Origin of the sequence: Labilithrix luteola (assembly GCF_001263205.1) — a bacterium.
Taxonomy (GTDB): Bacteria; Myxococcota_A; Polyangia; order Polyangiales; family Polyangiaceae; genus Labilithrix; species Labilithrix luteola.
Window position 1 is genome coordinate 886217 of sequence record NZ_CP012333.1, and the last position, 24824, is coordinate 911040.

A 24824-nucleotide genomic window follows, 5' to 3' on the forward strand; every position below is an offset into this window, starting at 1 on the left:
CCGTTGCGCGTGACACACGGCGACGGGAAAATTACGACCGATCGTCGCGGAAGGCGCTGCCGCTGGATGATACTGTGCGGGTCGTGAATCAGCCGCCGTTGCTCGTTCGCGTCGGGGTGGGGTACTTCCGCCGCCTTTCGCGTCAGCACGGGAAAGTCGACGTCGGAGACGGCGTCCATTTCTTGAACCCCAAGGAGCGAGCCGCGCTCAAACGCACCGTCCGTCAGGCGGTGACGCGCGCAGCCATCGCGGGCGCGCTCTCCACGGTCGTGGCGGCCACGACCGAAGTGCTCGCGCAGCCCATCCTCGGTCACCATCCATCGCACGCTCCGCTCTCGGCCACGGTCCGCTTCTGGGCAGTCACCGGCAGCGTCACCGTCGTCGCATCGATCCTCGAGATTCTCTACCTCTACTGGGACGGACTCCGCGCCGTTCATCGGCTCTCGCGCGAGGCAGGTCTCGACCTGTTCCCACACGAGGCCGACGAAGCTGCGCTCGCGAGCGCGATGGCTCGCGCGGCGCTGGAGCTCCCGAACCCCACGGGGCAGCTCTTCGGCGTCAATCCATTCCGCGAAGCGTCACGCTTGCGTCTGGTCGCGGCCTCGTTCGTCTACAAGGCGAAGGTCAGCGTCTCGAACTTCGCGATCAAGGCGCTGGTTCGTCGCGCGCTCGGCCGAGCCGTTGTCCGCGCGTGGCTGCCGTTCGTGGCCGTGCCCATCACCGCTGCGTGGAACGCGTGGGTGTGCTGGGTGATCATGCGTGAAGCACGCGTGCGAGCGATGGGCCCTTCCGCGGCGCGCGAGATGATCGACCGAATTTTCGACGGGGCCCCTCCCCTGCCCGGAGAGTCTCCACGACCGACCACGCTCGGACCGCGCGCGCTCGCTACGACCATGCGTGCCGTGGCCAGCTCGATCGTGCGAACGGAAGACATGCATCCGAACCTCGTGGCGATGCTCGAGGAGGTGGTCGAGCGTAGTGGCGTCGTTTCGCGGCGCGAGCCCAAGGCGCGCATCGCGGAGATCGACGATGCCGGCGCAGTCGACGATCCGAAGGCGTTCCTCATGCAGCTCGCCATGCTCGACGAAGCCGAACGCGGCACGGTGCTGAAGGTTCTCTCGGTCGCCGCCGTCATCGACGGGCGCATCACACGCGCCGAAGCCAACCTGCTCCGCGAAGCGCGCCGGACCTGCGGCCGCTCGACGTCCCTCGACGCCGTCGAACGTTTGCGCCGTGCGTTCCTCGCAGGCGACGCGATCGATTGGGACCTGATCGAGACACTCTGAGCTCGTCACGTTTCGAACGAGGACATTCGTAGCGTGCGAAGAGTGACGCTTCGTTCACGGCATCGCGAAAACACGTGCACGACGCACGTAATTTGTCGAAGTCCGCGTGCGTGGCCGAGCTCTTGCACGGGCGGCGCCGCTCATGACGCCGGACAAGCACCCTACGAAGCGTTTCGTGCGTAGTCGCGGGCTCCCCTGCGCGGCTCTGGCTTCCGTCCTCGCAGTTTCCGCCTGCGGTGGATCCTCGGAGTCGCCTGGCGCGCCGCTCACCGAGAGCCCCGCTGGTTCCTCGACCGAGCCGTCCGGAACGCCCGGTTCCTCGGGCTCGAAGCCAGGCTCGCCGGGTACGCCGGGCGACACGAAGGATCCCGGCAAGTCCACGCCTCCCTCCGACGTCGATCTTCGTGCGGACACGAACCGCGACGGAACGATCGACTTCGACGATGCCACCGACGACGACGCGGAGGATGCCTGGGACGAGAAGCACGGTGCCGTCTTCCTCGCGAACATCGACGACGACCAAGGAAAGTGCACGGCGACGGGCAACGACGTCGACTTGCCGAAGTGCAACGACGCCGCCGACGACATCGTGAATGGCGATGACGACGCACTGGACCTCGCGCGCCTGAAAACCAGGCCCTTTGCGAGCGCGCCCGACGGCACCATGGGCACCATCACGGTGAGCGCGCCCGAGCGCGTTCGCCTCTTCCGCGTGAAGGACGGCGCGTTCACCGTCCTCGCTTCGGGTGACGCGCTGACCACGGCCGACGTGCGCGCGGGCATCGAGCTCGCCATCGAGGGGCGCGACATCGTGCGCGACACGAAGGTTTGGGACGGCTTCGTCGACGTGACCTTCACCGTCGATCGGAACGGCACGAAGGAGACCGACAAGGTCCGCATGCGGGTCTCCCCGCTGATGACCTATCACCACCTGCTTCCGACCGAGACCACGTACGTAACGGCGCTCAACATCGCGAGCAGCATCGCCACGCGAAACGATCTCGCGGCGGCGGCGACCGCGGCGGGCGTTCCTGCACCGAAGAACGTCACGTCCACACAAGACCAGTGGACGCAGGATTTCTTCGAGACCGCTTTCATGTCGATGCCCGGCCCGGGCGGCGAGCAGCACGCGATGCGCGTCAACATTCGCTCGGCGAACGAGTTCCAGCCGAACTCGTCGACGAATCCGCTGCGGAGCGCTGGCAAGCTGGTGTTCGCGCTGCGCGGAAAAGACAACGCGGCCATCCAGCAATACGACCCCTCCCGCCAGGGCCAGAACGACACGCTGAACTCGTTCGGTAACCTGGAGACGGTTCCGCCCTACACCAACGGCGGCAAGAGCTACCCGCTCGGACGAATCCTCCGCGGATCCATCGCGAGCTACCACCCGGACCAGACGTTCCTCACCATGATGGAGTCGCAGTCGGTCCAGACTCCGATCTACATCGACACGTCGTGGCTTCTCGTCGGGCACGTCGACGAGACGCTCTCCTTCGTCAAAGCCCCGAACGCGCGCGGTTGGGTCGTGCTCGCCAACGATCCCACGCTGGCCAAGACCATGCTGCAGCAGCAAGTCCAGGCGGGTCACGGCAACGAGCCGATGTTCGTGGGCAAGTCGTGGGACGGGCGCACCTCCGCCCAGGTGACCATCAGCGAAGTCCTCGCCGACACGGAGGTCATGCAGGCGAGCGCGGAGGCCGCCACCGAGGTCGCAGGGCAGCTCGCCATTCTGAAGTCGGAAATCGGGCTGACCGAAGACGAGATCATCCGTATTCCGTATTTGCACATGCCGTACAGCCAGGGCTCGATTGCCTATCAGCCGGGCATGGTGAACGGGCTCTACATCTCGCCCACGCACTTCGTCGCGCCCGATCCGCATGGTCCCGTCATCGGCGGACAAGACATCTTCAAGGCCGCAATGGAGACGAAGCTCGCGCCGCTCGGCATCACGGTGCATTGGGCCGAAGACTGGGACCTCTATCACGCCAACATGGGCGAAGTTCATTGCGGAACGAACGCCACAAGGCAAATCCCCGAAGCCAAGTGGTGGGAGAGCGGACGATGAGGAACGTCATGAAACTTTGCCTGACCACGATTGCCGCGTTTGCCCTGGTCGGAGCGAGTGCCGACGCTCTCGCCGCCGGCGTGCTGATCGATTCGGCGGAGCTCCCCGCGAAGACGGCGTCGTCGCTTCGGTCGGACATCGACCACGCCCGCGTCGAAGTCCCCGAGCTCTTCAAGGCCGTCCACGACATCGCCTCGCGCGCGAACGAGCTCGACGCGGCCGCGCGGAAGCCCGGCACACCGTTGACGATGCAGTTCAAGTCGCTCGGGCCGCGCGCCCTCATGCCGATGCTCGAGATGTTGGCGTTCGATGCCCATGCACCGACGGGTCTGACGCCGACCGCGTCGTCCGCTTTGCAGGTGGGCCTCGTCGAGGCGATTGGCATCGTGCGCGACGCACGGGCGGTTCCGGTGCTTGGGCGCGTGCTCGAACGCGAGCGAAGCGCGGACGTCACGCGGGCCGCGGCCGATGCCCTCGGCCGCATCGGCACGGACGAAGCGTTCACCGCGCTGACGCGTGCGCTCGAGCTCTCGAAGACGAGCATCGATCGCGAAAGCGCGGTCTTGGCGGGGCTCGGGTCGTGCCGCCGCGCCGACGCCGCGCGTCTGCTCGCCAAGCGACTCGATGCGCATCCCGACGACGCCACGGCGCGCGTGGTTGCCAAGGCGCTCGGCACCATCGGCAACGCCTGGGCGTGGCAGACGCTCTCGGCACGAAGCGAGGAAGGCGCCGTTCGCGAAACGGCCGCCCGCTCCCTCGTGAATGCGTACCTGACCTATCGCGGCAGCGCGCAAAAGGCCGTGTCGAACGCCATTCTCGTGGTGGATGATCCGCACACGGCCGCACTGGTCGAGGCCGCCAAGCGCGGCGCGTCACGCGACGTCGTGGCGCTGCTCGACGCTCTCTCGCAGCGCCTTCTCGCGAACCCGACGCACGCGAACTACAGCGCAACTCAGTTGCGCTGATTGAACAGTCAAACGGAGTTCGCGACAGACTTGCGCAAAGGACCGTGGATTTCGGGGCCCTCGCCCATCGTGGGCCCCGAAATCCACGGTCCACGCAAGTGGTCGCCGCAGTAGCCGGTCACAGCGCTCCGTTCAGCGGATCGAAGCGACTTCCACCTCGCAAGAGCCGATCGGACGGAGGTTCGATCGGCGTACGCGACTTCGAGTGCGTCTTGTCGCGCGGCGCCCATCGCTGCGCGGCGTCTTGCATGCGGAGGCGATAACGCTGCTCGTTCGTCAGATGCTTCGCCGATGCGGAGGGTGCGGGCGCTGCCGCGGGCATTGGTGTCGGGGGCGGTATCGGTGCCGGCGGAGGCAGCGCCATCGCCTCGGGCGCCTTCGGGCTCTCCCTGGCCAGCGCCGCCGCGTGCGAGGCCCCTGCCCCCGCGATGGCATTCGGGATGCGCGCGATACCGACCGCCGCCAGGGCCATGACCGCACCCATCATCATGGCGACAGCCCCGATCGTTCGTGACTTGGGCGGCTCGAACATCGTCTCGAGATAGCTTCCCACGCGCCACTGCGCGCTGTCGTCGGCTGGTGGAATCGAGGCCATGGCGATCGGCGCGAGGCTCGAGATGGTCGAGGGCTCGCCATCTTCGAACGACGCCGCCTCCCCGAGCGTCGTCCAGATCGGCGTCGCAAACGCGCGGACCGGCGTGCGCGCAGAGACGAGGCCGCAATGGAACGCACGCTCGAGCGCGCTCGACGTCACGACCTCGATCTCACCGCTCGGAAGCTGGACGAACCAGGTCTGTCCTCGAAAAGCACGCGGAAACGCCATGCCATGGAGAACGGACGCGCTTCGCCAGGGTTAATGTCCGGCGCGCATTCCTGCGCATATGCGCTGGCCGTTTCAGTGGACCGGCGCCAGCGGCGTGTTGACGAGCTTTCGCTGGGCCATGCCGCCCGGATAGGCGTAACTCGCGTAGAGGTCCCATCCCCAGAGTGTCGCCGTGAAAGGCCCGTCGCTGCGCATGCGCTGCAGGCCTGTCCGGCACACGCTGCTGCCGAACGCCTGACCGGCTTCGTGGTTGCGCGAGAGGTCGATGCGAACGAACTCGTATTGCCCGCGCGTGCCGATGGGGCGGAAGTCCGTCAGGGTGCCGGCGCACTCGAGCCAGACGTCCTCGAACTTGTCGCGGTTCTTCGAGCGCACGACGACGAGCGACGTCTCGGCGTACGTCGGGTCGGCGTAGAAGCTATACGAGCTCAAGTACTGCCCCGAAGGGACGACGTTGACGAACTCCGGATCGCCTCGACCGCCGTAGTTCGGCGCCATGGACGAGCCGTCGCTATCCGGTCCCGTCATGAGCGCTGCGAGGTAGAACGGGTGGTCGGCGTCCTGAGAACGAACGACGAACGCGTCACCCGTTCCTGACCAGAACGTGACCACCTGCCCGGCAGCGAGCTCGAGCGGCGCGCCCATCGGGAGCTCGGGATCCCAATCGAAGCGAGTGTGGTCCTTCGCGGCCACGATCCGATACGGCATCGGCTCGTGCTCGTTGCCCGTGCGCGGCCGATAGCCGACGCCGACGTATTCCGACCCCCACTGCTCGTACGCTGGGAGTTGCTGGGCGAGGACGTCGCAAGCGCCTCCGCGTGACGGAACGAATGCGCACGACTGAGCGCCGACGATGCTCGTCGGCTTGTTCGACGAGACGATGGTTCCCGAGAGCTCGACGGATTGAGCGAGCTGGAGGATCTGGTTTCTCTCGAGACGGTAGGTGGCAGGAACTTGCGCTGGCGTCCCCGGGAGGCCGTTTCCCCCCTGGAGGTCGACCGTCGGGGTGACGGTCACCGTGGTGCCGTCCTCGGCTGCGAAGATGTGCGCTGCAGGCACTCCGACCTGGGTCGCCTCCCACCCGTTGACGATCATGCTCTCCGTCCCCCACGTCGCCACGGGCAACAGAAGCGTCGCCATCGGGATGAAGCTCCCAGCTCCGCCGAACGGATACATCGACGTCGCGCCGATGGGTACGTTCGACGTCAAACGAAAGGCCTTCCCGATCCCGACGCCGACCGGCAGCGTAGACTCGGCGAGGACGGCCGGCGTCACGCCGCGTGGACAGGCGACATGAGGAGGGTATTCGATGGGTCGTCTGATGTTCGGATCGCGGTCGGAGACGAAGAGAATCGCGCTGTCGCCTGGCTGAATGAGACCATCGTGCTGGATCAGCGACGAATCTCCCGGATTCGTTCGGTAGAGAGCTTTCGAAATATCGATGGGCTTACCGTCGAACTCGAGCGCAACGTCGACCGGAACCGCGGACGTATTGACGAGGAACGTCGCAAAACAATGCTGCAGACTGTACTTGTTGAAACGCGGGATCTGGAAGAGGAAGTCGCAACCATTCGAACTTCGAGCCACGGCCGCAGCCGCGCAGGGCTCCTGGCATTTCGCGTCACCACACGCTTGCTCCGGAGGACAGTCTTCGATCTTCTCACCCGTGCACGATCGAACGACGAAGCGGCCGTCGAGCGAGCACTGGAGCGGGCAAGCGCCCGCGTCGGTCCCGGCGTCCGAGTCGAAAGTTCCGACCGTTGTCAGGAATCCCCGGTTGTCGTTCCCACAAGCGCCGGTAGCGACCAACGATGCGCCGAAGGTCACGAACAGGATGGTCGTCAGCACTCTCACGGCAGCACCACTTCCGTCGGCACGAGGCTCGAAATTTTGAATTTCCCATTACCAAGCTGCCCGTAGAAATCGCTTCCCCAGCAATAGACCTTACCGTTGGTGAGCAGCGCGCACGTCGCATCGGGCGTGGTTTTGACTTGCGAAGCTGGCGCCGGCAGGCCCCCGACCCTCACGGGCTCGTACGCGTAGTCCTTGGTGCCGTCACCGGCCTGACCGCTCGCGTTGTAGCCCTGGCACCATACGTCGCCCGACGCTCCACACGCACACCACCGCTGCGGCTGCCGGACCGGAGAACCGAAATCCTCGTAGGTGACCACGGGCGTCGTCGAGATCTGGACGAGGGGCTCGGGCGCGTCGACCGGCTCTGGCAGCGCGCGGTCCGTCCTGCTGCGCGGGTTGGAGACATTGTGCCAATCGACGCTTCCCCAGCAATACCCGACGCCGCCGGCGACGGCACACGCGTTGTCGCGCGCAACATCCATGTTCGCGATTCCACCGAGGTCGATCGGCTGCGGATACGGATCGGGGAATAGCGGCGACGATCGTGCGAGCGGGGGATTCGCTCCCCAGCTGACCGTCGAGCCATCCTCACGCAGCACGAAGGAGGCACTGCCCACGACGAGGTCGCGAATGGGCGCTCCCGATGGCAGCGCCACGGCGGTCGGCGGCAAGGAGACGTAATACGAAACGCCGTTGTAGGGGCGACTTGGCCCGACGAATTGTATCCCCAGCAGAGAACGCCGGCGTCGACGACCGCGCAGGCGGTTTGGAACGTCATGGCCACCTTCTTCGCTTTCGGAATGGGCAGCTTCACCGGCGTGACCGCCTTGCTCGTGGCCGCCGCGGTCTGCAGAAAGGGCCCCGTTCCCCAGCAGTGGGCGTCGCCCTGCTTGTCGAGCGCGCACGTGTGATCGAGCAAGACGACGTCACTCACGCCTTCGACACGTGCCGCCGTGGCGCTGTCCTCGGCACTCGTCTCGTCGCCGCGACCGAGCTGCCCAGCTGCGCCCGCACCCCAGCAGGCCACCGTCCCGTCGTCCAGCCGCACGCAGAATCCTTCGGCGCGATCCGTTTCCTGAGCGCCCAGCGTGGTGACGAGGGACGTGGCGCACGGCGAGCCTTCGCACACGACCGGGAGTGCTCCGCCTTCGAAGGGCGCAGCGTCCTTGGTGACCACGTCGGCGGCGGCCTCTTGCGCGGGCGGCAAGGCCGCTTCCGATACCGCAGCATCCGGCGTATCGAAGCCGGTCGCGCGCTCGTCCGAGCTTCCACAGCTCGCGGCAGCGAATCCGGTCACGAGCGGGGCCACGAAGAACAAACCGGCTGTTGCCGTCCGGCGATCAAGGAGTGGTCTTGTGAAGCGCATTTCGAAATCCCATCGCCCAGAGGTTCTCGTTGGAGCTGCCGCGAATTCGATACATCGGGCGGTCGAGCGGCGCGCCGTTCAACGAAATCGTCGAGAGGGTGAACGTGCCGCCATCCCAGGGGTCGCCGCCCTTCTCGCGCACGACCATCCCCCACCCGGTCAGCCACCGCTGCCCCTCCTGCCCCCCTTGCCCAGCCCAGAAGGACCACAACGGCTGTTGCGACACGGTCCGGGGAACTGTCGATACCGCGGTCGTGAGCCCGCCGTCGCCGTCCATCTCGAGACGCACGGCATCGCGCGTTCCCTTGAGTCCGACGACTCGATTCGGGCCTTCGATCTGCAAGTCGGTGATCCAGCCTTCGGCGCCACCCACCATCGAAATCCCGTCGCGAGGTGTGCACGTGTTGTCGCCCTGGACGACGCCGTCGGCCACGCGTTCGTAGGCGGAGGGCGTCTTGTGCAGGACGACCGCGCAAGCCCCCCAATACCGGTCCCGAGCGAGGGATACCCAGACGTCATCCGCACTCTTCCCGTTCACCGAAAGTACGTAGAAGTGCTCGAACGGATCGTCCACATCGTCCGCGACGTAGTCGGCAATCCATGCAGGCGGCCCGCCATCGACCCTGCTCCAACGAAAGACGGTATTCGAATACCACGCGTACACCTCGTTCGGCCCTGTCCCCCAGACGCCGAGCGCCGGATACTGAGTCGGACGGTTGTTGGCAACCAGCTGCTGATAATACGGATGGCCGTGATCGTGATTGGTGCCGACGTCGGGCGCGTTGTCGGGAAGGCTCTGGCGCGCCCATGTCCATGGCCCCGCCGTGCTCTCACGTATGCCGTGGTAGATGGTGCCTTTCGACACGGCGTAGAAGACTTCGTTCTCGCTCGCCGCCCAGATGGCTCCGGCATATTCGCCATATCCGGGCTCGTTCTGCGTAGCGTCGTCGATGTACTGCCAGCTCGCGCGTGAGTCCTCCCATTCGAGAACCTTCACGCCGACCGTCGGGCTTTCGGCAATGGCGAAGGCCCTCGTCGGAAAGACCCAGACGTCTTTGAAGACCAAGTCGATGTCCGGCATCGAGGTGATGCACCAGCCGGCATCACTGCAGGTTGGAGGCGAGACCGCGGAGTCGACGTCCTCGTCGGGTCGCGGTCCTGCTTCGAGAATCGGTGTCGAGGGGCCCGCGTCCGACTCGGCAGCCTTCGGTTGCTCTTCGGACGACGCACATGCCACGGCCGTCGCGATTCCGACGGTCACTCCGAAGAGGAGAATCAGCCTCCTCATGACTTGCCTCCGAGCGAGAGAACGACACCCTTGCCACCGACCCACACGTGACCCGGCCCTGCGAGCCACACCGTTGTCAGATTCGGTCGACGCTTGCCGAAGCCAGCAATCTTCACGCGCGACCAGCTCGTGCCGTCGTAGTGAAGCACCACCGCACCATCGCCAACCGCCCATACGTCCTTTGGAGATGATCCCCAGACGGCATGGAGATCGACCGACGTAGGAACGTCGGCAACGACGTCCCAGAGCACGGAGTCACCACGGTAGTGGCGCATCTGGCCCCTGACTCCGACCGCCCATACGTCTGTGTCGGAAGCGGCCCAGACTCCGGAGAGCGCGTCGAACGAGCGGCTGTTGTGGGCCGTCACGACGGGATTGTCGCCGTCGGCGCCCGTGACATGGACAATGCCGCCGCCCATTCCCACGGCCCAGACCGAGTCCGATGAGGCGCCGTGAACCGCGAGCATCTGGCTACACGAGAACGCCGTGCAGACTCCCGTTTTGAGCACCATCCCGATCTCCGGAGTCGCCGAGGGAGAAACCCGAATGCGCCAGACGCCACTCGTGCCCGAATTCGCCGAATCCGCAGCCGCGGCCAACCACATCCACTGGGCGCTGGGTGCTCCCCAGCCGGACGTCATCTTCATTGCCAACGGGTCGAAGCCCGACGGAATCGTCGGCGGTTCGCGCTTCGTCCAACCGTCCACCGATGGCGTTTGTCCGCCATCGACCGCGATGTTGCGCGAGTAGATACGCGTCAACTCCGTCAGGGCAACCTCGCCCGAATCACGCAACCAGAGCCCGTGGAAGGTCTCGCTGCTGCCAGAAATCGATCGCGACCACGAAGTCCCGTCGAAGTGGGCCATCCCCCGAGCGCACCGGCGGCCCAGACGTCGGTGGCCGAGCGTCCGGTGATGAGATTGATCTGCGTCAACGGATTGAGCCCCGCATCGGGGTCCGTGGAATCGAAGGGCCCGTTGATACACAGCGCGTCGTCCGTGCACGTGTCGGGGAACCATTCGCAGTCCGTGACGCACGGGCCCTCGTCATCGCCGCCATCACCGCCATCCACATCACCTTGGGCGGCGTCGGAGATCACGATGTTCGAGGAAGCATCGGGTGACGAGACCGTCGTGTCTCCTTCGGAGGCACATGCTGCCAGCGCGGCCGCGGCCCCTGCAAAAACCGAGGTTCCGAGAACGAAGAGAGAGGTCTTCATCGCGCTTCCACCGCTCCCGCATCGCGCTTGTCGCACGGCTCGACCACGCACTGGCCACGCACGCACGCCTGACCCGCGATGGCATCGCAGACCTTCCCGCAGCCACCGCAATTGCGCGGGTCACTGTCGGTGTCGATCTCGCATTCGTCCGCAGCGTTGCCGTTGCAGTCGGCCCGACCTTGAGCGCATTTCCGGCGGCACGTACCGAACTCGCAGACTCCCTGGCTCGTGCTCGTCCCGACTTTGACGCAGACAGTGCCGCAGGTACCGCAGTTGTCGGGGTCGGTCGCGAGGTCCTTGCATTCACCGAGGCAGGTGTCGCCGAAGCATCCCATCTCGCAGAACGTCAAGCCATCGGGGCACATGCATTGGGGAAACCCCATGGGGTCTAGCCGGCACTTCTGCCCTGCCTCGCATGCGACGCCGCAACCACCGCAATTGTCGTCTGACACGAGGGTCGTTTCACAGCCGTTCTCCGGGTCGGCGTCGCAGTCGCCGAAGGTCGTCGAACACTTCAGCGCGCCACACGCGCTCTGGGCACACCCGTAGTAGGTATTCGCGGGTTGCGGGAGACCACCGCCTCCATCGCGTGGACAGCTGTTGCCGCAGGCGCCACAGTTGTTGTCGTCGGTCGTCGGGTCCAGGCACCAGAGGAATGTGCCGAAGCTGCACGGGATCATCGGTGCGTAGCAGCCACAACCGAAGTCACCCAGGATCGACCGAGGCACGCACGGCTTGGCGGGGTCCGTGCAGGTCTTCCCGCATGCTCCGCAGTTGTCGTTGCTCGGATCGGTCTCGCACCCATTGTCCGGTGCGTTGTCGCAATCCATCGTGGCCGCCGAGGCGTTGCACGAGAGAACGCAACGCCCGTCGACGCACGCATATGTCTCGCGACCCGCGCCGAGTTGCCCCGAAGGGCAGGCCATCCCGCATGCACCGCAGTTATTGAGGTCTACACGCAAATCCGTATCGCACGGAAAGCGCGAATTCGGACACGTGGTCAGACCGGCGGGACACTTGTCCGAGGGACAGTACTCGACGAGGTCGGCCGCGGCTTCGGGAGCGCCGTCCGGCGGCGCAATGAAGGACGGAGCCGCTGCGTCGGCCACGCCGTCGCCGAGAATGATCGCGTCCCCTTCCGTGGCAGCGCAGGCCGCGATCGCCGCGAGAGCGATGCAGCCGGCGACGAGCGTACCTAGCTTCGCGCGAGCGTGACCGTGCGTATGCGCAGGGCCGTGCGAACGGTATTCTTCCATAATACTTCCCGAAGTTGGCGTGGTCGCGCGTCCACGGGTGGACGCCACGCGAATCAGTGACGGAGTCGTCCGATCAGCGAGCGAACGCGATCGGCATACGGACTCTTGGGATGCGATGCGGAGAATCGTTCGGCCGCCTCGCGGGCACGCCCCGACTCGCCCGAGGCGGCGAGCGCCTCGATGCGAATGACCTCGATTTCCTGGGCAAACAGGCCGTCGCGAAATCGTTCGTGGTACGTCGACACGGCGCGTAGCGTGCTCCCGGAGTCACCTTTCTCGAGTGACGAACGCGCCGCCGACACGAGCGCCAGCTCTTCGTCGAACGTGCTCCCGGCGGGGGCGACGTCCAAGCCCGCAGGCATTCCTACGGTTGTCGCGCGCGCTTTGCTTCGCGCGGCCGGCGCTCGATCGGCCGGCGCGGCCGCGAGGTCTTCGACCGATACGGTCAAGACGGGCGCTTCGGCCGGTGCCTCCGAGGTCACCGCGCCCGGCGCAGCCATCGTGTGAGGAGCAGGTTCGATGGTTCCGGCGACCGAAGACGAGCGCGTCGTCATCGTGCCGACGGCGATGGCGCTGAGCCCGGCGAGGCCCACGGCAATACCGGTCGCAAGCCATCGTGACGAGATCGCGCGAGGAGCAACGGCGGCGACGCTTGCCTGCGAGAGAACTTCGTCGATGCGGGCTTGCGCGGGACGCTCGACGTCGCTGGCAGCCACGAGGCGCGCGAAGCCGGGGTCGAGGTCAACGAGGCGTTTGGGTCCCTCGGTCATTTGGCCCCCTCGTGACGCGCACGAGCACGATGACGTGCGAGGCGAGCCTGGAAATCATCGCGGGCGCTTCGGAGACGAGAGGCCGCTGTTCCCACGGGGATCTCGAGCATCTCGGCAATCTGGGGCAAGGTCATTTGTTCGAGCTCGTACATGACGAAGACCACACGCAGCCGCTCGTCGAGCTCGGAGAGAAGCCGGTGGAGAAGCTCGCGCGCGCGTTCGTCGTCGAGAAGCGTCTCGGGCGTCGGCGTATTCGTCGCCGGCTCGAGACGCGGAGAGAACGACTGCACGGGCACTTCGCGTCGTTCCTTGCGCTTCATCTTCATGGCGATGCGCAGCGCCGCTCCGAACAGAAACGAGCGCTCGCGGCCGGGACGGATGTCGGAGGCGCGCCGGAACGCGACGAAGAACAGATCCTGGGCGGCGTCGTCGGCGACGTGCTCTTCGAAGCCGAGCCTGCGGAGGAACCTCCACACGCTCGTGAAGTGCTCGTGCACCATTCCGCGCAGGTACGCCTCTCGTTCGAGCTCCTCGGCCGTGCGAGCCGCTAAGGGCGCGGCGCGTTCGGCCTCGCTCTCGCGAGCGTCGCGAATCGACAGGTTGGGAGCAGCCGCCGAGGCGGCCGACCGGGTCAGCACGCGCCGTAGTGACACGACGACTCTCCTCCGATCACGAAAACGTACCGCGCGAGATCGAAAACGTCACAACCGGAGTCCGACGCCAATTCCCCCCAGAAAACCGCGGGGCGGAACGCGCGCGATGGTCTCGCCGGTGGCGAGCGTGAAGGGTCGGCGGTCGAGCGGGGTCATCAGCGTCACGGTCGAGCTCAAGAAGACGCGGTCGGAGAGGTTCACAGCCGCCCACATCGAAGCGCCGATGTCCGCCCAGAGCATCGAAGCGGCCTTGGCACCGACGAAGCCGTCCGCGGACGCACCGAGACGTCCGACGTTCATCTCGACGCACGGCGAGAGCTCGACGACTGCTTCGATGGTGAGCCGAAACGGACACGCGCGAAGGTGCCCCGCGGTCCAGAGAAAGTCCGCACTTCCACCTTCGAGCGCTTTCTGCGACGGCAGGCTCTGACGAAGGCCGATGCCGAGGCTCGGCCTCCATGCACGAAGCCACGACGAGGAGACATTGCCGGCGGGTTCGATCGTCATCGACACACCGAGCGCCGGAAGGGCGCGATCGATGACAGCGGTGGTCACCTCGGCACGAGCGTCGAGCGAGACTCGAACGTGCCCGCTCGGAGAGGCAGGCGGCGCCGAACGCGACTCGGGAACGTCCTTCGGCCGCTCCACGACGGGCGATGGCGTGACGATGACGGGCGGTGGTGCAGGATCGTCGGGTGGCGGATCGGGCTTGGTTTCAGGCTCGTCGTGCATGCCCGCGCGTGGATCGATGGCCACGGCCACCATGACGCCGAGCGCATGCGAAACGGCCACGCAGTTCGGTCCGGCGATCTCGCGCTCGGATGGCGCGCCGTCGGCGCTCGCCACGACGAGCTTTCCGGACGCCGTCTTGGCCCCACCCGACACGCGAACATGAATCGTCCTCGTCGCGAGAGTTCCATCGGCCACGAGCGTCCAGCGCGTGGTGTACGAACGCACGCTCGCGAGAAACTCGGCCTCCGAAGGGCAGGCGCCAGCAGCCTCGAAGCGAATCGAAACGGCCTCGACATCGGCTCGCGCAGGCGTCGGCAGAAGGGACATCGTCATCCCCGCGACCCACGCGAGAGCCAGCGCTCGCCGCGTCGCAGGCGCAGCCGACGATGGAACGCTTCGCTCCACCCTCACGCCTGCTTGCCGATCGCCATCACACCTCGAGTCTACCCGCCCCGCCCGCGGCCCAAGCATCCGAGGCTAAGATCCCCGAGCCAGTGCGTCCAGCCGAGCTCGCGCAGCTCAGCTCGACCGCAGGTCATCGGGTCATCAGGTCGTCGGGTCGTCGGTCATGGGCGCCAGCGATACCCACCAAAAGAAAACTGCCGGCTCCCCTCGGGGATGCCGGCAGTTTGCGTGTCGCTCGAATCAGCGATTCGCGATCAGAAGTTCCACATCGAGCTGTGGGTGTTCTTGGCGCGGACGATACCGCCTTCGCCTTCACCCTTGCCCGTGATCTCCTGAATCAGGTTGTCGACCGAGATGTTCGCGCCGAGGTAGACGCGCATGTCCTGGTAGCGATCGAAGAAGGGGTTGCCGTACTTGCCGTTCTCGGTGAGCGCCGAGCGCGACATGAAGTAACCGACTTCGCCCGTGAGCCAGGTGTTGAACTCGTAGTCGAGCCACGCGCTGAAGTAGTGCGACTGGCGGGTGCGCGACGGGCTGAAGCCGTCCGGCGCCTCGATGGCCTTACCGTCGAGCGGGTTGATGACCGTGCTGCCGGTGTAGACCCACTGGGTCGCGCCCATGTAGTAGAGCGCCGGGCTCCACTTGCCCCACGAGGGCGCGACGAGCAAGGAGTACGAGAACGAGTCGGACGTGTTGAACGTACCGCCGAGCTGGTCGCCGCAGCTAGCGCCGCCGAGGCATGCGCGCTGGTACGGGAAGTCACCGCGGATCTCCGGCGTCTGGTTCCGGTAGAACGGGTGCGAGTAGCTGAGGGTGCCGAGGAGGAGAAGGTCGCCGCCGAGAACGTGCTCGATGGGACGCGCGAACTGCGCGATGAGACCCGGGTTCAGGATGAGCGTGCGGGCGCGCGACTCGGGCGACGTGGGCACCGCGACGCTGAGGCCGACGAGGGGCTTGATGGTCGCGATCTCGGGGATCTTTCGATAGAAGAGCTGGACCGCGGCGTCGCCGAAGCGGGGCTCGTTCTTGGTGACCGTCTCGTCCGAGTTCGTCCACTCGTAGGTGAAGATGAGGCGACCACGGAGCTGCCACGCGTCGCTCAGCGAGTAGCGCGGCAGGAAGTAAATCGAGCTATCGACCGTGGGGTCGTTGTACTGCTGCTGGCCCTGGAAGACCGTGGCCGTCGACATCGACGTCTGACCGAAGATCGACGTACCGGCCCAGGGTCGGGGCTTCGGCTTCGCGGTCGGCTCGGCGGCGGACGATTGCGGGGTGTCGGCGCCCGGGGTGCCCGTTCCGGTGCCGAGGACGACGATCGGCGACGACGAAGGCTCGGCCGTAGCTGCCGCGGACGAAGCAGGCTCACCGGACGTGGGCGCCGCGGGCGCCGGCTCGGTCGGAGAGGGCGCGGGGTCCGTCGGGCCGGAGGGCTGCGAGGGGGCCGGATCGGCCTGGGCGACACGGACAGGCTTGTTCGGCGCGCTCGAGTCCGGGGAAGCGGCCAGTGCAACAGAGGCGGTGGTCAGCGAGAGACCGACCAGCAACGCCGAGAGAGAGGTGCAACGCTTCATTCTTGGCTCCGCAAACAACGTGAACGACTGAGGGCGACGAACAAGCAGGCGAACGGCGCGACCCCTTGCAAGTCACGTGCTCGCCACAAGGGCCGCTAAGTTACGCAAATTTCGAAGAATTCGGGAAGGGTTCGGGGGCTCGTCAAGTTGTTGACGACGTTGCCCGCCTGTTTCACGAACGGTGCGGGGGTGAGGCAGAAAGAAGGCAAAGAGACAAGAGCGTTCGACAGTAGGTCAAGCGCGACACGTGCTTCGCACCTCGGGACGCGAACCTCGAACCTCGAACCTCGAACCTCGAACCTCGAACCTCGAAGTCAAGACGTGCGACGTGCGACGCGCGACGCGAGATGGGAACCGCGAGACGCGAGACGGGAGACGCGAGAAGCTCGGTCTTCCCGAAGCCACCCCCGAAGGTCCCCCAGAAGCCGACCGCATCTACTCTTGCGCTGCGTTCGAGGCAAGACCGCCGGGGGTTCATTCTCCGAATCGACGCCCTTCGTACGTGATCTTCCAGCCGACGCCCTTGTGCCGCAGCTCCGCCGTGTAGAGCGAGTCGGGTCGGAGGCGGCGCGAAATCATGGTCGCAATCGCGGTGGCGAGCACCAACGGGAGGACGATGGCGTAGTCCGCGGAGATCTCGAAGACGAACACCGCCGCCATCATCGGCGCGTGCGTCGTGGCGGCGACGGCTGCCGCCATTCCAACGAGAGCAAAGCTTCCCGGTGAGCCTGGAACGTGGCCGACCGCGTTGACCGCATGACCGAACAGGAGTCCGACGGCGCCGCCCAAAAACAGCGAGGGCGTAAAGACACCGCCCGGACTTCCCGACGAAACCGACGCCGTCGTGGCGAAGGCCTTGGCCACGAGGAGCACGGCCACGAGACCGAGGCTGTAGCGTCCGTCGAGCAGCTCGTTGAGGGGCTCGTATCCGTTGCCCGTGACTTGGGGAAGCTTGATGGCGAGCAGCCCAACGAGAGCACCGCCGAGCGCGGCGCGGAACGGCTGCTGGAGATAACCGCGCGCGAAGAGGCGCTCGCCCGCCGACAGCAGGCGCATGAAGCCCTGACCGACGAACGCCGCCACGACGCCGAGCAAGGCATGCGCGAGGAGCTCGGGCGACGACGCGATCGTGAACGCACGCGCCCCGTAGATCGGACCGCCGCCGACGAAGTAGCGCGTGAGTGCGGTCGCAATCGCGGTGGCCACCATCACCGGCAAAAGCGCCTCGAGCACCACGACGCCGGTGACGATCTCGAGCACGAAGAGCACGGCCGCGAGAGGCGTGTTGTACGCGGCCGTGAAGCCGGCTGCCGTTCCCGCTGCGATGATCGCGCGCGTCGAGCGGTTCGACAGACTCGTAAACCGCGCCACCATGCTGCCGAGCGCACCACCGAACTGGATGAGCGGACCTTCGCGTCCGACCGAGCCACCGCTCGCAATCGCCACCCACGAACCGAGCGCCTTCCATGCGGTGCGCCCGAGTGAGAGCTGCGTCTTGCCGAGAACGACCGCTTCCATGACGTCGCCCACGCCGCCCTTGGTCGCCACGCGGGAGACGATGCCCGCGAGCAGCCCTCCCACCGCGGGAACGAGAACGCGCATGTACGGCGGGAGGCGCATGAACGCGTCGAGCACGTCGTGCCCACCGAGCATGCGATAGATGAACGAGAGGCTTGCACGGAAGGCGACGGCAAAGGCCGCCGAGCCGATCGCGACCAACGTCACGGCAACGGCCACACGTGTGGCTTGCTCGGAAGGTTTCCTACCCGGATCGGGGGGACGGTCGGACTTCTCGCGATCGCTCATGACTGCCGGCGACCGCATGGTGCAATCAATCGAGGCCTTCCCACCACTCCTTCTTGTTCTGGGGCTTGTTCCCCTTCTTCTCGTCGTCCTTTTTCTCGTCTTTTTTCTTCGGCTGCTCGGGCGGAACCTCGAGGTTCTTCTTCGGCTCCTCGGGCTTCTTGACGTCGTCCTTCTTGTCGTCGTCGGACTTCGTGCCCTCTTGGCTCTCGGAGGGCTCCGCAGGTGCGGCCTCTTCGTGCGGAAGCGAGCCGCTCGGGCCGCCTTCCCACAGCGGTAGCTCGTTGGCGCGCCCTGGTCCGAAGAACGCATCGAACGTCACCGACACGCCGAACGAGAGGAGATGCGTGAAGCCTCGGTAGGCGCCCTCGTTGATGGCGCCGACGACGACGCCACTGCCGTCGACCGCGCGACCGTTCTCGGCGAGGTTGAGCGGACGTACGAGCCCAGCGCCATCACCAACGAGCCGCGGAATCGACGCGATGGCCGCGTAGGCAACGTCGAAACCGAACGCGCCCTTCTTGTATCCGAAGCCGATCGTACCGGCGATCTTGGCGAGCGTGTCGTTGTCGATGCGCGTGTACTCGAAGCGCGTGGCCGCGGAATCGAAGTACGCCCCCGCGCGCGCAGACATGACGCCGCCGAGCGCGTCGAAGTTCCACGTGCCGCCGCCGCGAATGCCGTACGTGTCGCGGTAGCCCTGCACGATGAAGTTGTCGATACGCTGGAGCGAGCCGACCGCCGGCACGGAGAGGCGCATGCCGTCACCGAGGGCACCGTTCCAAGCCTCGTAGGTCACGTCGAGCTCGAGATCGTAGACCTCGAAGTCACCGGCCATTTCGACGTAGCGCGCACCGGCGCGCGCCGTCCACGGCAGTTTGGTTGCGACCGTCGCGGCGCCCTGTCCGACCTTCCCGTCGAACTTCTCCGGCGCTCCCACGGTCATCGTTCCGGACGCGTCGATGCTGGCGGGCGTCTGGAACGTCAGACCGAAGGCAAGATTCTCGTCGGCACGGATGAGCGCGCCCACGGTCGCCCCGAACGAGGAGCCGGAGACGTCGAGATTCGCTCGGCCGTCACAAGGCTGGTATTCGTGGCTCGTGCACTGACCTGCGTCGATCGACGACATCCACGTGCGCCCGATGCTGGCCAGCACGAGATGGCCCGAGACGCCGAGATCGAGCCACGGCGCCACGCGGTAAGCCGCCGAGACCGTCGGGTAGAGGTAGCTCGTGCGCGACTGCACGAAGTCGTAGCGCGCGGCCGAAGGCGCGTTGTCGACGCCGAACGGGAACGTGCGATTGCCGACCGAAGGACGCCCGAAGATGCCGACGGCCGCCGTGAATCGATCGAACGTCCCGAAGTCCGACGAGAGCGCAGCGAACGGAGCGACCGACGCGCCGCCTTCGTTCGCGACCTTGGGGAACGGACTTCCCGCCCATGGCGTGTCGCCGTCGGCCCCGTCTCCGGGGAAGCGCCCCGCGCGCTGGAACGAGAACGAGCTCAGGTAAACGTTGGCGTTCGCGAGCAGCTTCGTCCCACGCTGCCGAGCAAGGCCTGCGGGGTTGTAATAGATGGCCGTGCCGTCATCGGCCTTGGCCACGAACGCGCCGCCGCGTCCGAGCGCCTGCGTGCCGTGATCGGGAATGTCCAGACCGCCGGCCATCGCCGACCGCGGACGCGCGACGCCCGCGCCCGCAATCGCCACGAAGAACGCCAACGATCGCCACGGGAAACGAGAGAAAGCGAACGCGAGCGAGCGTGAGAGTGAGCGTGGGCGTGAGACCAAGACAGAGCTGCGCCCACGTCGCACGCTGAGTATCTAACTGGCTTTTCGAACGCGCGTCGACCGTCGGTTCGAAGCGAGACGTCAAAAGACGACCCTGAGTCCTGATGGCCCCAGGGACTTCATTTCACCAGGGGCCGGCGCCGTGAAGAGCGGGTGCGTGTCTCCCGTTCCTCGGACGAGCAGATCGACGGTCCATGCCACGGCAAGCCCGGCCGCAACGCCGATCAGGTCCCACGTGAAGTCCTTCCACGACGGATCCCCATAGCCGGTGGCATCGAGGGCCTCCTTTCCTGCGCCGGCCAGGACACCGAGTCCCGCTCCGAGCAGCAGCGCATGACCTCGTGCGTCGAAGATGGCGCTTCCCACCCCGTAGCCGCCCGCGGCAATCGCCGCGGAGACGCTGAAGTGGAGCGCCTTGTCCTTACCGAACCACGGATCGGGGTCCGGCCCCGCCGCCCGAGCAGGCGCGGCGGACAAGAAGGAGAACGAGAGCGCGAACGCGAATGGGGCGAAGAAGCGAAAACTGCGTGCCTTCACGGATTCGGAAGGGAAGCGTCGAGCGGTCTCACGAACGTCCTCACGAGCTCCCTCATGACCTCGATGTTCGCAACGTACCGCCGAAGCGCCGCGTCCGCTCCCGGAAAGTCCGGATTGAGCTGAGGCTTACCGTCTTTAAGTTCGAGAATCGGCGTGCCGTTCGCGTTGAGCAGGTAATAGCCCTGCGCGTCCGTCTTGCAGAGGTAGGCCTCGAATTCGAGGTTCGTCGCCCACTCGAGCATGCGCGCGCCGATGGTCTTTTCGTGAGCCACACCGAAGAGCGACTCGGTCCCCGCCGAATGCGCGCGGTAGGTGATGCTCGTGGCCGGATCGATGAACGTGTACGTCTCGGCCGCCGGCCACGAGATCTGCTCGGACTCGAGGGCCGTGATGCGCGCGTCGTTGATGAAGTCGAGCGACCAGCTCGTGGGGAAGAGCATCGTGCCCCACACCATCGCGTAGAGCTGCTCGTTCCAACCGAAGGTCGGGTCGACGATCTTGGCCGTGGTCGCACGCGTCCCGAGGCCGTCGACGAGGTGCCACGAGGGGTAGACGAGGTTCGCGCTCGGGATCGTCTCCGAACCGGTGACCGGCTCGGCCCACGGTGCATACGACTCGATGTCTCCCGTCATGAGCGAGGCAAAGAGGCGCCGCATCTGCTGCGGGTAGATCGTCGCGAAGTTGACGTTCTTGTAGCGACCGTCGACGAAGTCCTCCTTCGAGTTCGAGATGAACGAGTCGAAGGCCTCCGAGAGGTAGTAGACGGCCGAGGTCTTGTCGTAGAACGAGCCGACCTGCTTCTGGTAGTCGGACCACCAGTAGCCCTGCGTGTAGTCGAAGTCGTTGTGCACGTAGCGGCCCTGACCGAGCGCCACCGAGAAGTCGTAGGTCGTGACCGAAGGCAGCGGATAGGCGTCGGCCATGTAAATGTTGCCGTTCAGACCGTACGGCGGGATGGCCGGACACTTCTGATCGCCGGTCGAGCAATACGCACCGGGCTCGGGTCGCGTGAGCGTGCGCGTGAAGAGGTCGAACGCGACGCTCGTGCCCATCGCCAGCGGACCGTAGTTTCCGTCGACGAGGAGCGCCGGGTCGGGGTTCGCGGGGTCTTCGACTTCGAGAACCATCGCGAACGCGAAGGTCTTCGCGAGCAGCTGGATGGTGTCGAGGTAGTGCGCCTGCACGCGTGACGTCACGTCGTACGAATTGAACGTCGTGCGGTTGCGCCGGAAGTTGTCGAGGAGGTAGCGGTTCTCGTACGCGGTCTCGAGGAAGCGCACCTGCTCGTAAGGATCCGCGCCGGCGTCGTAGCGGAACGACGGCACGTTGCCGGAATCGGCGAACTCGTCGGACGAGAACATGTAGCCGCGACGCACGCGGCCCTGCGAATCGACCGCCTTCGACGTGGTGAGGAAGCTCGCGTACTCGGGGACGGGCGCGAAGTCCTGCATGTCGCGGTAGTCGACGACGTCGAGCGCGGGTCGTTCACACGACGTACCGAGCGGCGACTTGTCGTCGGGTGAGCACGCGCCGACGAGCCCGAACTCCGCGGCGTACTGGCTGTAGTGGAGGTACTTGGCGTTCCCACCGTCCGGCTGCGGGAAGGAGTGCGTGCCGAAGAGGCCCGGCGGATCGTCGAAGCCGACGAGCTCGTAGGCCTTGGTCTTGCCGTCCCCCCCGCCCTGCACCGAGACCCCCGACATGGCCCACACGTCGACCGTGCCGCCGTAACCGAAGCGCAGCGCAGCGCGGTCGTACTTGCCGATGAGATACATGTCGAGCGACTGGTCGCCCGGGTAGTCCATGACGCTCGCCGTGGCGTAGCCGCCGATGTTGCCGTCGATCTCTTCCTGCGTGATCGGATCGAGGTAGCGCGGACCGACGCAGCCCGAACCGTCGGTCGTTCCTTCCGCGCAGGCCTTGGTGACTGTGCCGTTCTTCGTGCGGAGCTGCCAGTACGAGTCGTCGTAATTGAGCGAGTCGAACGTGCCGGCGAAGTTGTGACGGAGCCCCATCGAGTGGCCGAACTCGTGGGAGAACACGCCGATGGCGAAGCTCTGACGCGCCCACTGGAAGACCTGGTCGCGATGGTTCTTCACCGCCCCGAGATCTTGCGGGTCGACCTTGCCGAAGCGTCGCTGCGCCTCGCGCGCGAGACCGAGCAGGTTGTCGACCTCGGGTCCTTCCCGACGGCACGCATGGCGGCCGGCGCGACCTTGCAAGGCGCGGTGGTCCATCGAGCGGCGCATCGCGAGGCTGAGCGGACCGAACGGAGAGGAGCGATCGATGGTGGTCTTCGTGATCGGATCGTTGGGGTTGAAGCCTGCCGCCTGAGCGACCTCGGGCGTGATCATCTTCGCTTCCGTGTCCGTGCCGCGAAGCTTGGCGAGCCGCTGGTTGATCGCGGCGTTGCCCACCCCGAGCTTGCCCGCGGCCTCGAGCGCCTTCATGCGCTCGCGATAGCGAAGCAGCGCGGGCTGGTGCTTGGCTTTGGACGCGCCGGTGGTGAAGGGCGCCATCGCCTTCGGGTCGAAGGCCCCGAGACGCCCCTTACGCTCCGCGCTGCTCATCGCGCGGGCGCCCGGATCGCCGAGCGCCTGATTGCGGAGCCAGCCGGTGACGTCCTGACCGGCGATGTAGTCGTTCGGCGCGATCGTTCCGTCGAGGAGCTCGACGAGGTCGGCGACGGTGGCGGACGCGCGGTCGAGCGTGGCGCCCCACTGGTTCACGCTGCCGGCGATCTTCTCGCCGGTGAGTGGATCTTCGGCGTCGACCATGATTCCCCACGGGCCCTGTGCCTGCGGAGAGACGATGTACGTGTAAAAGTTGTAGCGAAGGTCGCCGAGGCGCGGGCTCAACCCTTCCTTCCCGCACGCGGGATCGTCGTTCTTCGGGTCGACCGGGTTGTGGCAAAGGACGAAGACGTTCGGAACCTCGGAGGCGCCCTTACCGACCGGCGGCACGTAGTCGTCGGACCAGTGCGCAGGCCAGCCGAGCTCGGACTCGCAGTCGCCGCCTTTCGTACGCCTGCATTCGGCGACACGGCCGCTCAAGATGCCGGTGCGCACACCGTCGTTCCACGTTCCGATCACCTTCCGTGCCCCCGCGAAGAGGTCCGCCGGGAAGTCTCGGTTCACGTACCAGGGGATCGTCCGCACCTTGCGATCGCGAAGAGGGATCGTGCACACGTTGCGGAACTCGTCGCAGCGCGAGCCGCGCCCGACCTCTTCGCATTCGTCTTCCGTGCCGTTGCCGTCGAGATCACGATGGACGTCCGCGCCCACGGGCGTGGTGTCGGTGGTCGCGCACGCGACGACCGGATCGACGTGCGACTTCTCCCAGACGTTCCAGCGCGAGACGAAGCGATGCCACTTCTGGTCGACGATGCCGTAGTGGCGATCGTAGCCGTAGCGGTCGTTCGTGAAGAAGCCGAAGAGCTCCATCTTCTTGCCGTCGAAGTCGGCGGCTTCGTAGTCGGTGTCGACCACGCGACGGAACGCGAGGCGCATCGTCACCTCGCTCGGATTGCAGTTGATGCGCGGGTACGAACCGACGAGCAAGCAGGCGGGGAAGTCGCCGTACTCCTCGTCGTGGATCATCTGCGGCGAGGCAAACGCCTTGTTGGTGACGTCGAGGTACCCGCTATCGAGATCGAGCTGCGGGGCGTCGGGGCTCTGGGGATCGATGACGTTGAACGCGATCGGATCCCACTTCACGCCACCGTACAAACCGAGCTGCGAGACGGCGTCGAGATCGTAGGCGTCGGTAACGAGGTTCTTCGACCAGTCGACGCGAATGAACTCGCGCTGGTTCCACGGCCGATCCGTGTCGTTCTCGACGACCGCGTTGTTCTCTTCACCCGTCTGATGGTTGTAGTCGCGACGGATGTCGAATTGTTTGGTGATCGCGAACGTGGCGACCACCTGGCCGTCGGTCGTCGTTCGCGCCGGCACTTTCTGATCGGCCGCGGGCCTCGGCTCGTCGTTCCGCGCCGCACCGGTCGTGCCCTTCTCGTCGGTGTCGGCGACGAGCTCGTAGGCCAGACGCGCGACCAGCTTGTCGTTCGTGATTTCCCAGCGGATGCGCACCGTGGGTTGCGAGTCCGAGCTCGTGAAGAGGCCTTCTGAGCCCGCACCTGCGGACACGTCGACGACGGTCGTGCGGAAGTAGAACTCCGGATCGTCGGTCGCGTCTTCGAACTTTTCACCGATGAAGAACGACTTCGGAAGCGCGCCGAGATCGACCTGATTGATCGGATCCCGTTCGCCCGCGCATGCGGGGCCGAACACCGAGCAGCCGACGGCGAGAGCGAAGACCGGCCACGCGCGGGCAGCAGAAGCGGCAGAGAAACGACGCGAAACGAACGAAGCCACCGACGCGAATCGGGCCAAACCGACCAACGGCATGCAAAGCTCCTCTTGTCCCCCCGGACGGCTACGAAC

General features: G+C 66.1%; 19 protein-coding genes. 4 read left to right on the forward strand and 15 right to left on the reverse strand.

The annotated features are described in order from the left end of the window. The first annotated feature begins 83 nt into the window (after positions 1 to 83). The 3 genes from AKJ09_RS04070 to AKJ09_RS04080 all read left to right on the forward strand — a co-directional run bounded on the left by AKJ09_RS04070 (position 84) and on the right by AKJ09_RS04080 (position 4316). Entirely contained in the window at positions 84 to 1286 is a 1203-nt protein-coding gene (locus tag AKJ09_RS04070; protein WP_146645860.1) for an LBF_2804 family protein, read from the forward strand. Positions 1287 to 1461: 175 nt separating this feature from the next. Then, positions 1462 to 3351 carry a protein-arginine deiminase family protein gene (locus tag AKJ09_RS04075; RefSeq protein ID WP_169927235.1) on the forward strand — a complete coding sequence of 630 codons (1890 nt, stop codon included), beginning with the start codon at positions 1462 to 1464 and terminating at the stop codon, positions 3349 to 3351. Positions 3352 to 3359: 8 nt separating this feature from the next. Then, the gene (locus tag AKJ09_RS04080; protein ID WP_169927236.1) at positions 3360 to 4316 is read left to right on the forward strand and encodes a HEAT repeat domain-containing protein; all 957 of its coding nucleotides are present in this window, start codon (positions 3360 to 3362) and stop codon (positions 4314 to 4316) included. 118 nt (positions 4317 to 4434) lie between these two features. On the opposite strand, the gene AKJ09_RS04085 is transcribed toward AKJ09_RS04080, so the two are convergent. The 3 genes from AKJ09_RS04085 to AKJ09_RS04095 all read right to left on the reverse strand — a co-directional run bounded on the left by AKJ09_RS04085 (position 4435) and on the right by AKJ09_RS04095 (position 7664). Then, positions 4435 to 5139: a hypothetical protein gene (locus AKJ09_RS04085; RefSeq protein WP_146645863.1), complete on the reverse strand. Its 705-nt coding sequence runs from the start codon at positions 5137 to 5139 to the stop codon at positions 4435 to 4437. A gap of 72 nt (positions 5140 to 5211) precedes the next feature. Further along, positions 5212 to 6993 (reverse strand): IgGFc-binding protein, encoded by a 1782-nt coding sequence (locus AKJ09_RS04090; protein ID WP_146645864.1) that lies wholly within the window; start codon positions 6991 to 6993, stop codon positions 5212 to 5214. Then, complete coding sequence (locus AKJ09_RS04095) at positions 6990 to 7664, reverse strand: RCC1 domain-containing protein (RefSeq protein ID WP_146645865.1); 675 nt, start codon at positions 7662 to 7664, stop codon at positions 6990 to 6992. The genes AKJ09_RS04090 and AKJ09_RS04095 overlap by 4 nt, the downstream gene beginning before the upstream one ends. Before the next feature lie 105 nt (positions 7665 to 7769). On the opposite strand from AKJ09_RS04095, the gene AKJ09_RS55485 reads away from it, so the two are divergent. After that, positions 7770 to 7904, forward strand: coding sequence for a hypothetical protein (locus tag AKJ09_RS55485; RefSeq protein ID WP_275936608.1), 135 nt, complete (start codon positions 7770 to 7772; stop codon positions 7902 to 7904). Positions 7905 to 8333: 429 nt separating this feature from the next. Here the strand turns inward: AKJ09_RS55485 and AKJ09_RS04100 are convergent, their stop codons facing one another. The 12 genes from AKJ09_RS04100 to AKJ09_RS04155 form a co-directional block, all read right to left on the reverse strand. Beyond that, positions 8334 to 9647, reverse strand: coding sequence for a hypothetical protein (locus tag AKJ09_RS04100; protein ID WP_146645866.1), 1314 nt, complete (start codon positions 9645 to 9647; stop codon positions 8334 to 8336). Continuing rightward, a complete protein-coding gene (locus tag AKJ09_RS04105; RefSeq protein ID WP_146645867.1) occupies positions 9644 to 10408 on the reverse strand; it encodes a beta propeller repeat protein in 765 nt (254 codons plus the stop codon). The genes AKJ09_RS04100 and AKJ09_RS04105 overlap by 4 nt, the downstream gene beginning before the upstream one ends. Before the next feature lie 5 nt (positions 10409 to 10413). Next, on the reverse strand, positions 10414 to 10866 hold the full coding sequence (locus tag AKJ09_RS04110) for a hypothetical protein (protein ID WP_146645868.1): 453 nt from the start codon (positions 10864 to 10866) through the stop codon (positions 10414 to 10416). After that, the gene (locus AKJ09_RS04115) at positions 10863 to 12122 is read right to left on the reverse strand and encodes a hypothetical protein (RefSeq protein ID WP_146645869.1); all 1260 of its coding nucleotides are present in this window, start codon (positions 12120 to 12122) and stop codon (positions 10863 to 10865) included. The genes AKJ09_RS04110 and AKJ09_RS04115 overlap by 4 nt, the downstream gene beginning before the upstream one ends. Before the next feature lie 53 nt (positions 12123 to 12175). Continuing rightward, entirely contained in the window at positions 12176 to 12892 is a 717-nt protein-coding gene (locus tag AKJ09_RS04120; RefSeq protein ID WP_146645870.1) for an outer membrane protein assembly factor BamD, read from the reverse strand. After that, positions 12889 to 13545, reverse strand: a complete 657-nt coding sequence (locus AKJ09_RS04125; RefSeq protein WP_146645871.1) for an RNA polymerase sigma factor — start codon at positions 13543 to 13545, stop codon at positions 12889 to 12891. Before AKJ09_RS04125 ends, AKJ09_RS04120 begins: the two co-directional genes overlap by 4 nt. Positions 13546 to 13593: 48 nt before the next feature. Then, positions 13594 to 14610 (reverse strand): hypothetical protein, encoded by a 1017-nt coding sequence (locus AKJ09_RS04130; protein WP_205633594.1) that lies wholly within the window; start codon positions 14608 to 14610, stop codon positions 13594 to 13596. 326 nt (positions 14611 to 14936) lie between these two features. Beyond that, complete coding sequence (locus tag AKJ09_RS04135; RefSeq protein ID WP_146645873.1) at positions 14937 to 16253, reverse strand: chromosomal replication initiator protein DnaA; 1317 nt, start codon at positions 16251 to 16253, stop codon at positions 14937 to 14939. Between the two features lie 474 nt (positions 16254 to 16727). Then, positions 16728 to 18077 (reverse strand): chloride channel protein, encoded by a 1350-nt coding sequence (locus AKJ09_RS04140; RefSeq protein WP_169927237.1) that lies wholly within the window; start codon positions 18075 to 18077, stop codon positions 16728 to 16730. 7 nt (positions 18078 to 18084) lie between these two features. Next, positions 18085 to 19764, reverse strand: coding sequence for an OmpP1/FadL family transporter (locus AKJ09_RS04145; RefSeq protein ID WP_146645875.1), 1680 nt, complete (start codon positions 19762 to 19764; stop codon positions 18085 to 18087). A 162-nt stretch (positions 19765 to 19926) separates the two neighbouring features. Continuing rightward, a complete protein-coding gene (locus tag AKJ09_RS04150) occupies positions 19927 to 20382 on the reverse strand; it encodes a YfiM family protein (RefSeq protein WP_146645876.1) in 456 nt (151 codons plus the stop codon). Continuing rightward, positions 20379 to 24788, reverse strand: a complete 4410-nt coding sequence (locus AKJ09_RS04155; RefSeq protein ID WP_146645877.1) for a zinc metalloprotease — start codon at positions 24786 to 24788, stop codon at positions 20379 to 20381. The genes AKJ09_RS04150 and AKJ09_RS04155 overlap by 4 nt, the downstream gene beginning before the upstream one ends. Positions 24789 to 24824: the final 36 nt, after the last annotated feature.

What these genes read in the sequence shown, in the direction of transcription:
- AKJ09_RS04080 (WP_169927236.1), top strand. Translation starts at nt 3,360, where the DNA reads ATGAAACTTTGCCTGACCACGATTGCCGCGTTTGCCCTGGTCGGAGCG.
- AKJ09_RS04085 (WP_146645863.1), bottom strand. Translation starts at nt 5,139, where the DNA reads ATGGCGTTTCCGCGTGCTTTTCGAGGACAGACCTGGTTCGTCCAGCTT.
- AKJ09_RS55485 (WP_275936608.1), top strand. Translation starts at nt 7,770, where the DNA reads ATGGCCACCTTCTTCGCTTTCGGAATGGGCAGCTTCACCGGCGTGACC.
- AKJ09_RS04100 (WP_146645866.1), bottom strand. Translation starts at nt 9,647, where the DNA reads ATGAGGAGGCTGATTCTCCTCTTCGGAGTGACCGTCGGAATCGCGACG.
- AKJ09_RS04110 (WP_146645868.1), bottom strand. Translation starts at nt 10,866, where the DNA reads ATGAAGACCTCTCTCTTCGTTCTCGGAACCTCGGTTTTTGCAGGGGCC.
- AKJ09_RS04115 (WP_146645869.1), bottom strand. Translation starts at nt 12,122, where the DNA reads ATGGAAGAATACCGTTCGCACGGCCCTGCGCATACGCACGGTCACGCT.
- AKJ09_RS04120 (WP_146645870.1), bottom strand. Translation starts at nt 12,892, where the DNA reads ATGACCGAGGGACCCAAACGCCTCGTTGACCTCGACCCCGGCTTCGCG.
- AKJ09_RS04130 (WP_205633594.1), bottom strand. Translation starts at nt 14,610, where the DNA reads ATGACGATGTCCCTTCTGCCGACGCCTGCGCGAGCCGATGTCGAGGCC.
- AKJ09_RS04135 (WP_146645873.1), bottom strand. Translation starts at nt 16,253, where the DNA reads ATGAAGCGTTGCACCTCTCTCTCGGCGTTGCTGGTCGGTCTCTCGCTG.
- AKJ09_RS04140 (WP_169927237.1), bottom strand. Translation starts at nt 18,077, where the DNA reads ATGCGGTCGCCGGCAGTCATGAGCGATCGCGAGAAGTCCGACCGTCCC.
- AKJ09_RS04155 (WP_146645877.1), bottom strand. Translation starts at nt 24,788, where the DNA reads ATGCCGTTGGTCGGTTTGGCCCGATTCGCGTCGGTGGCTTCGTTCGTT.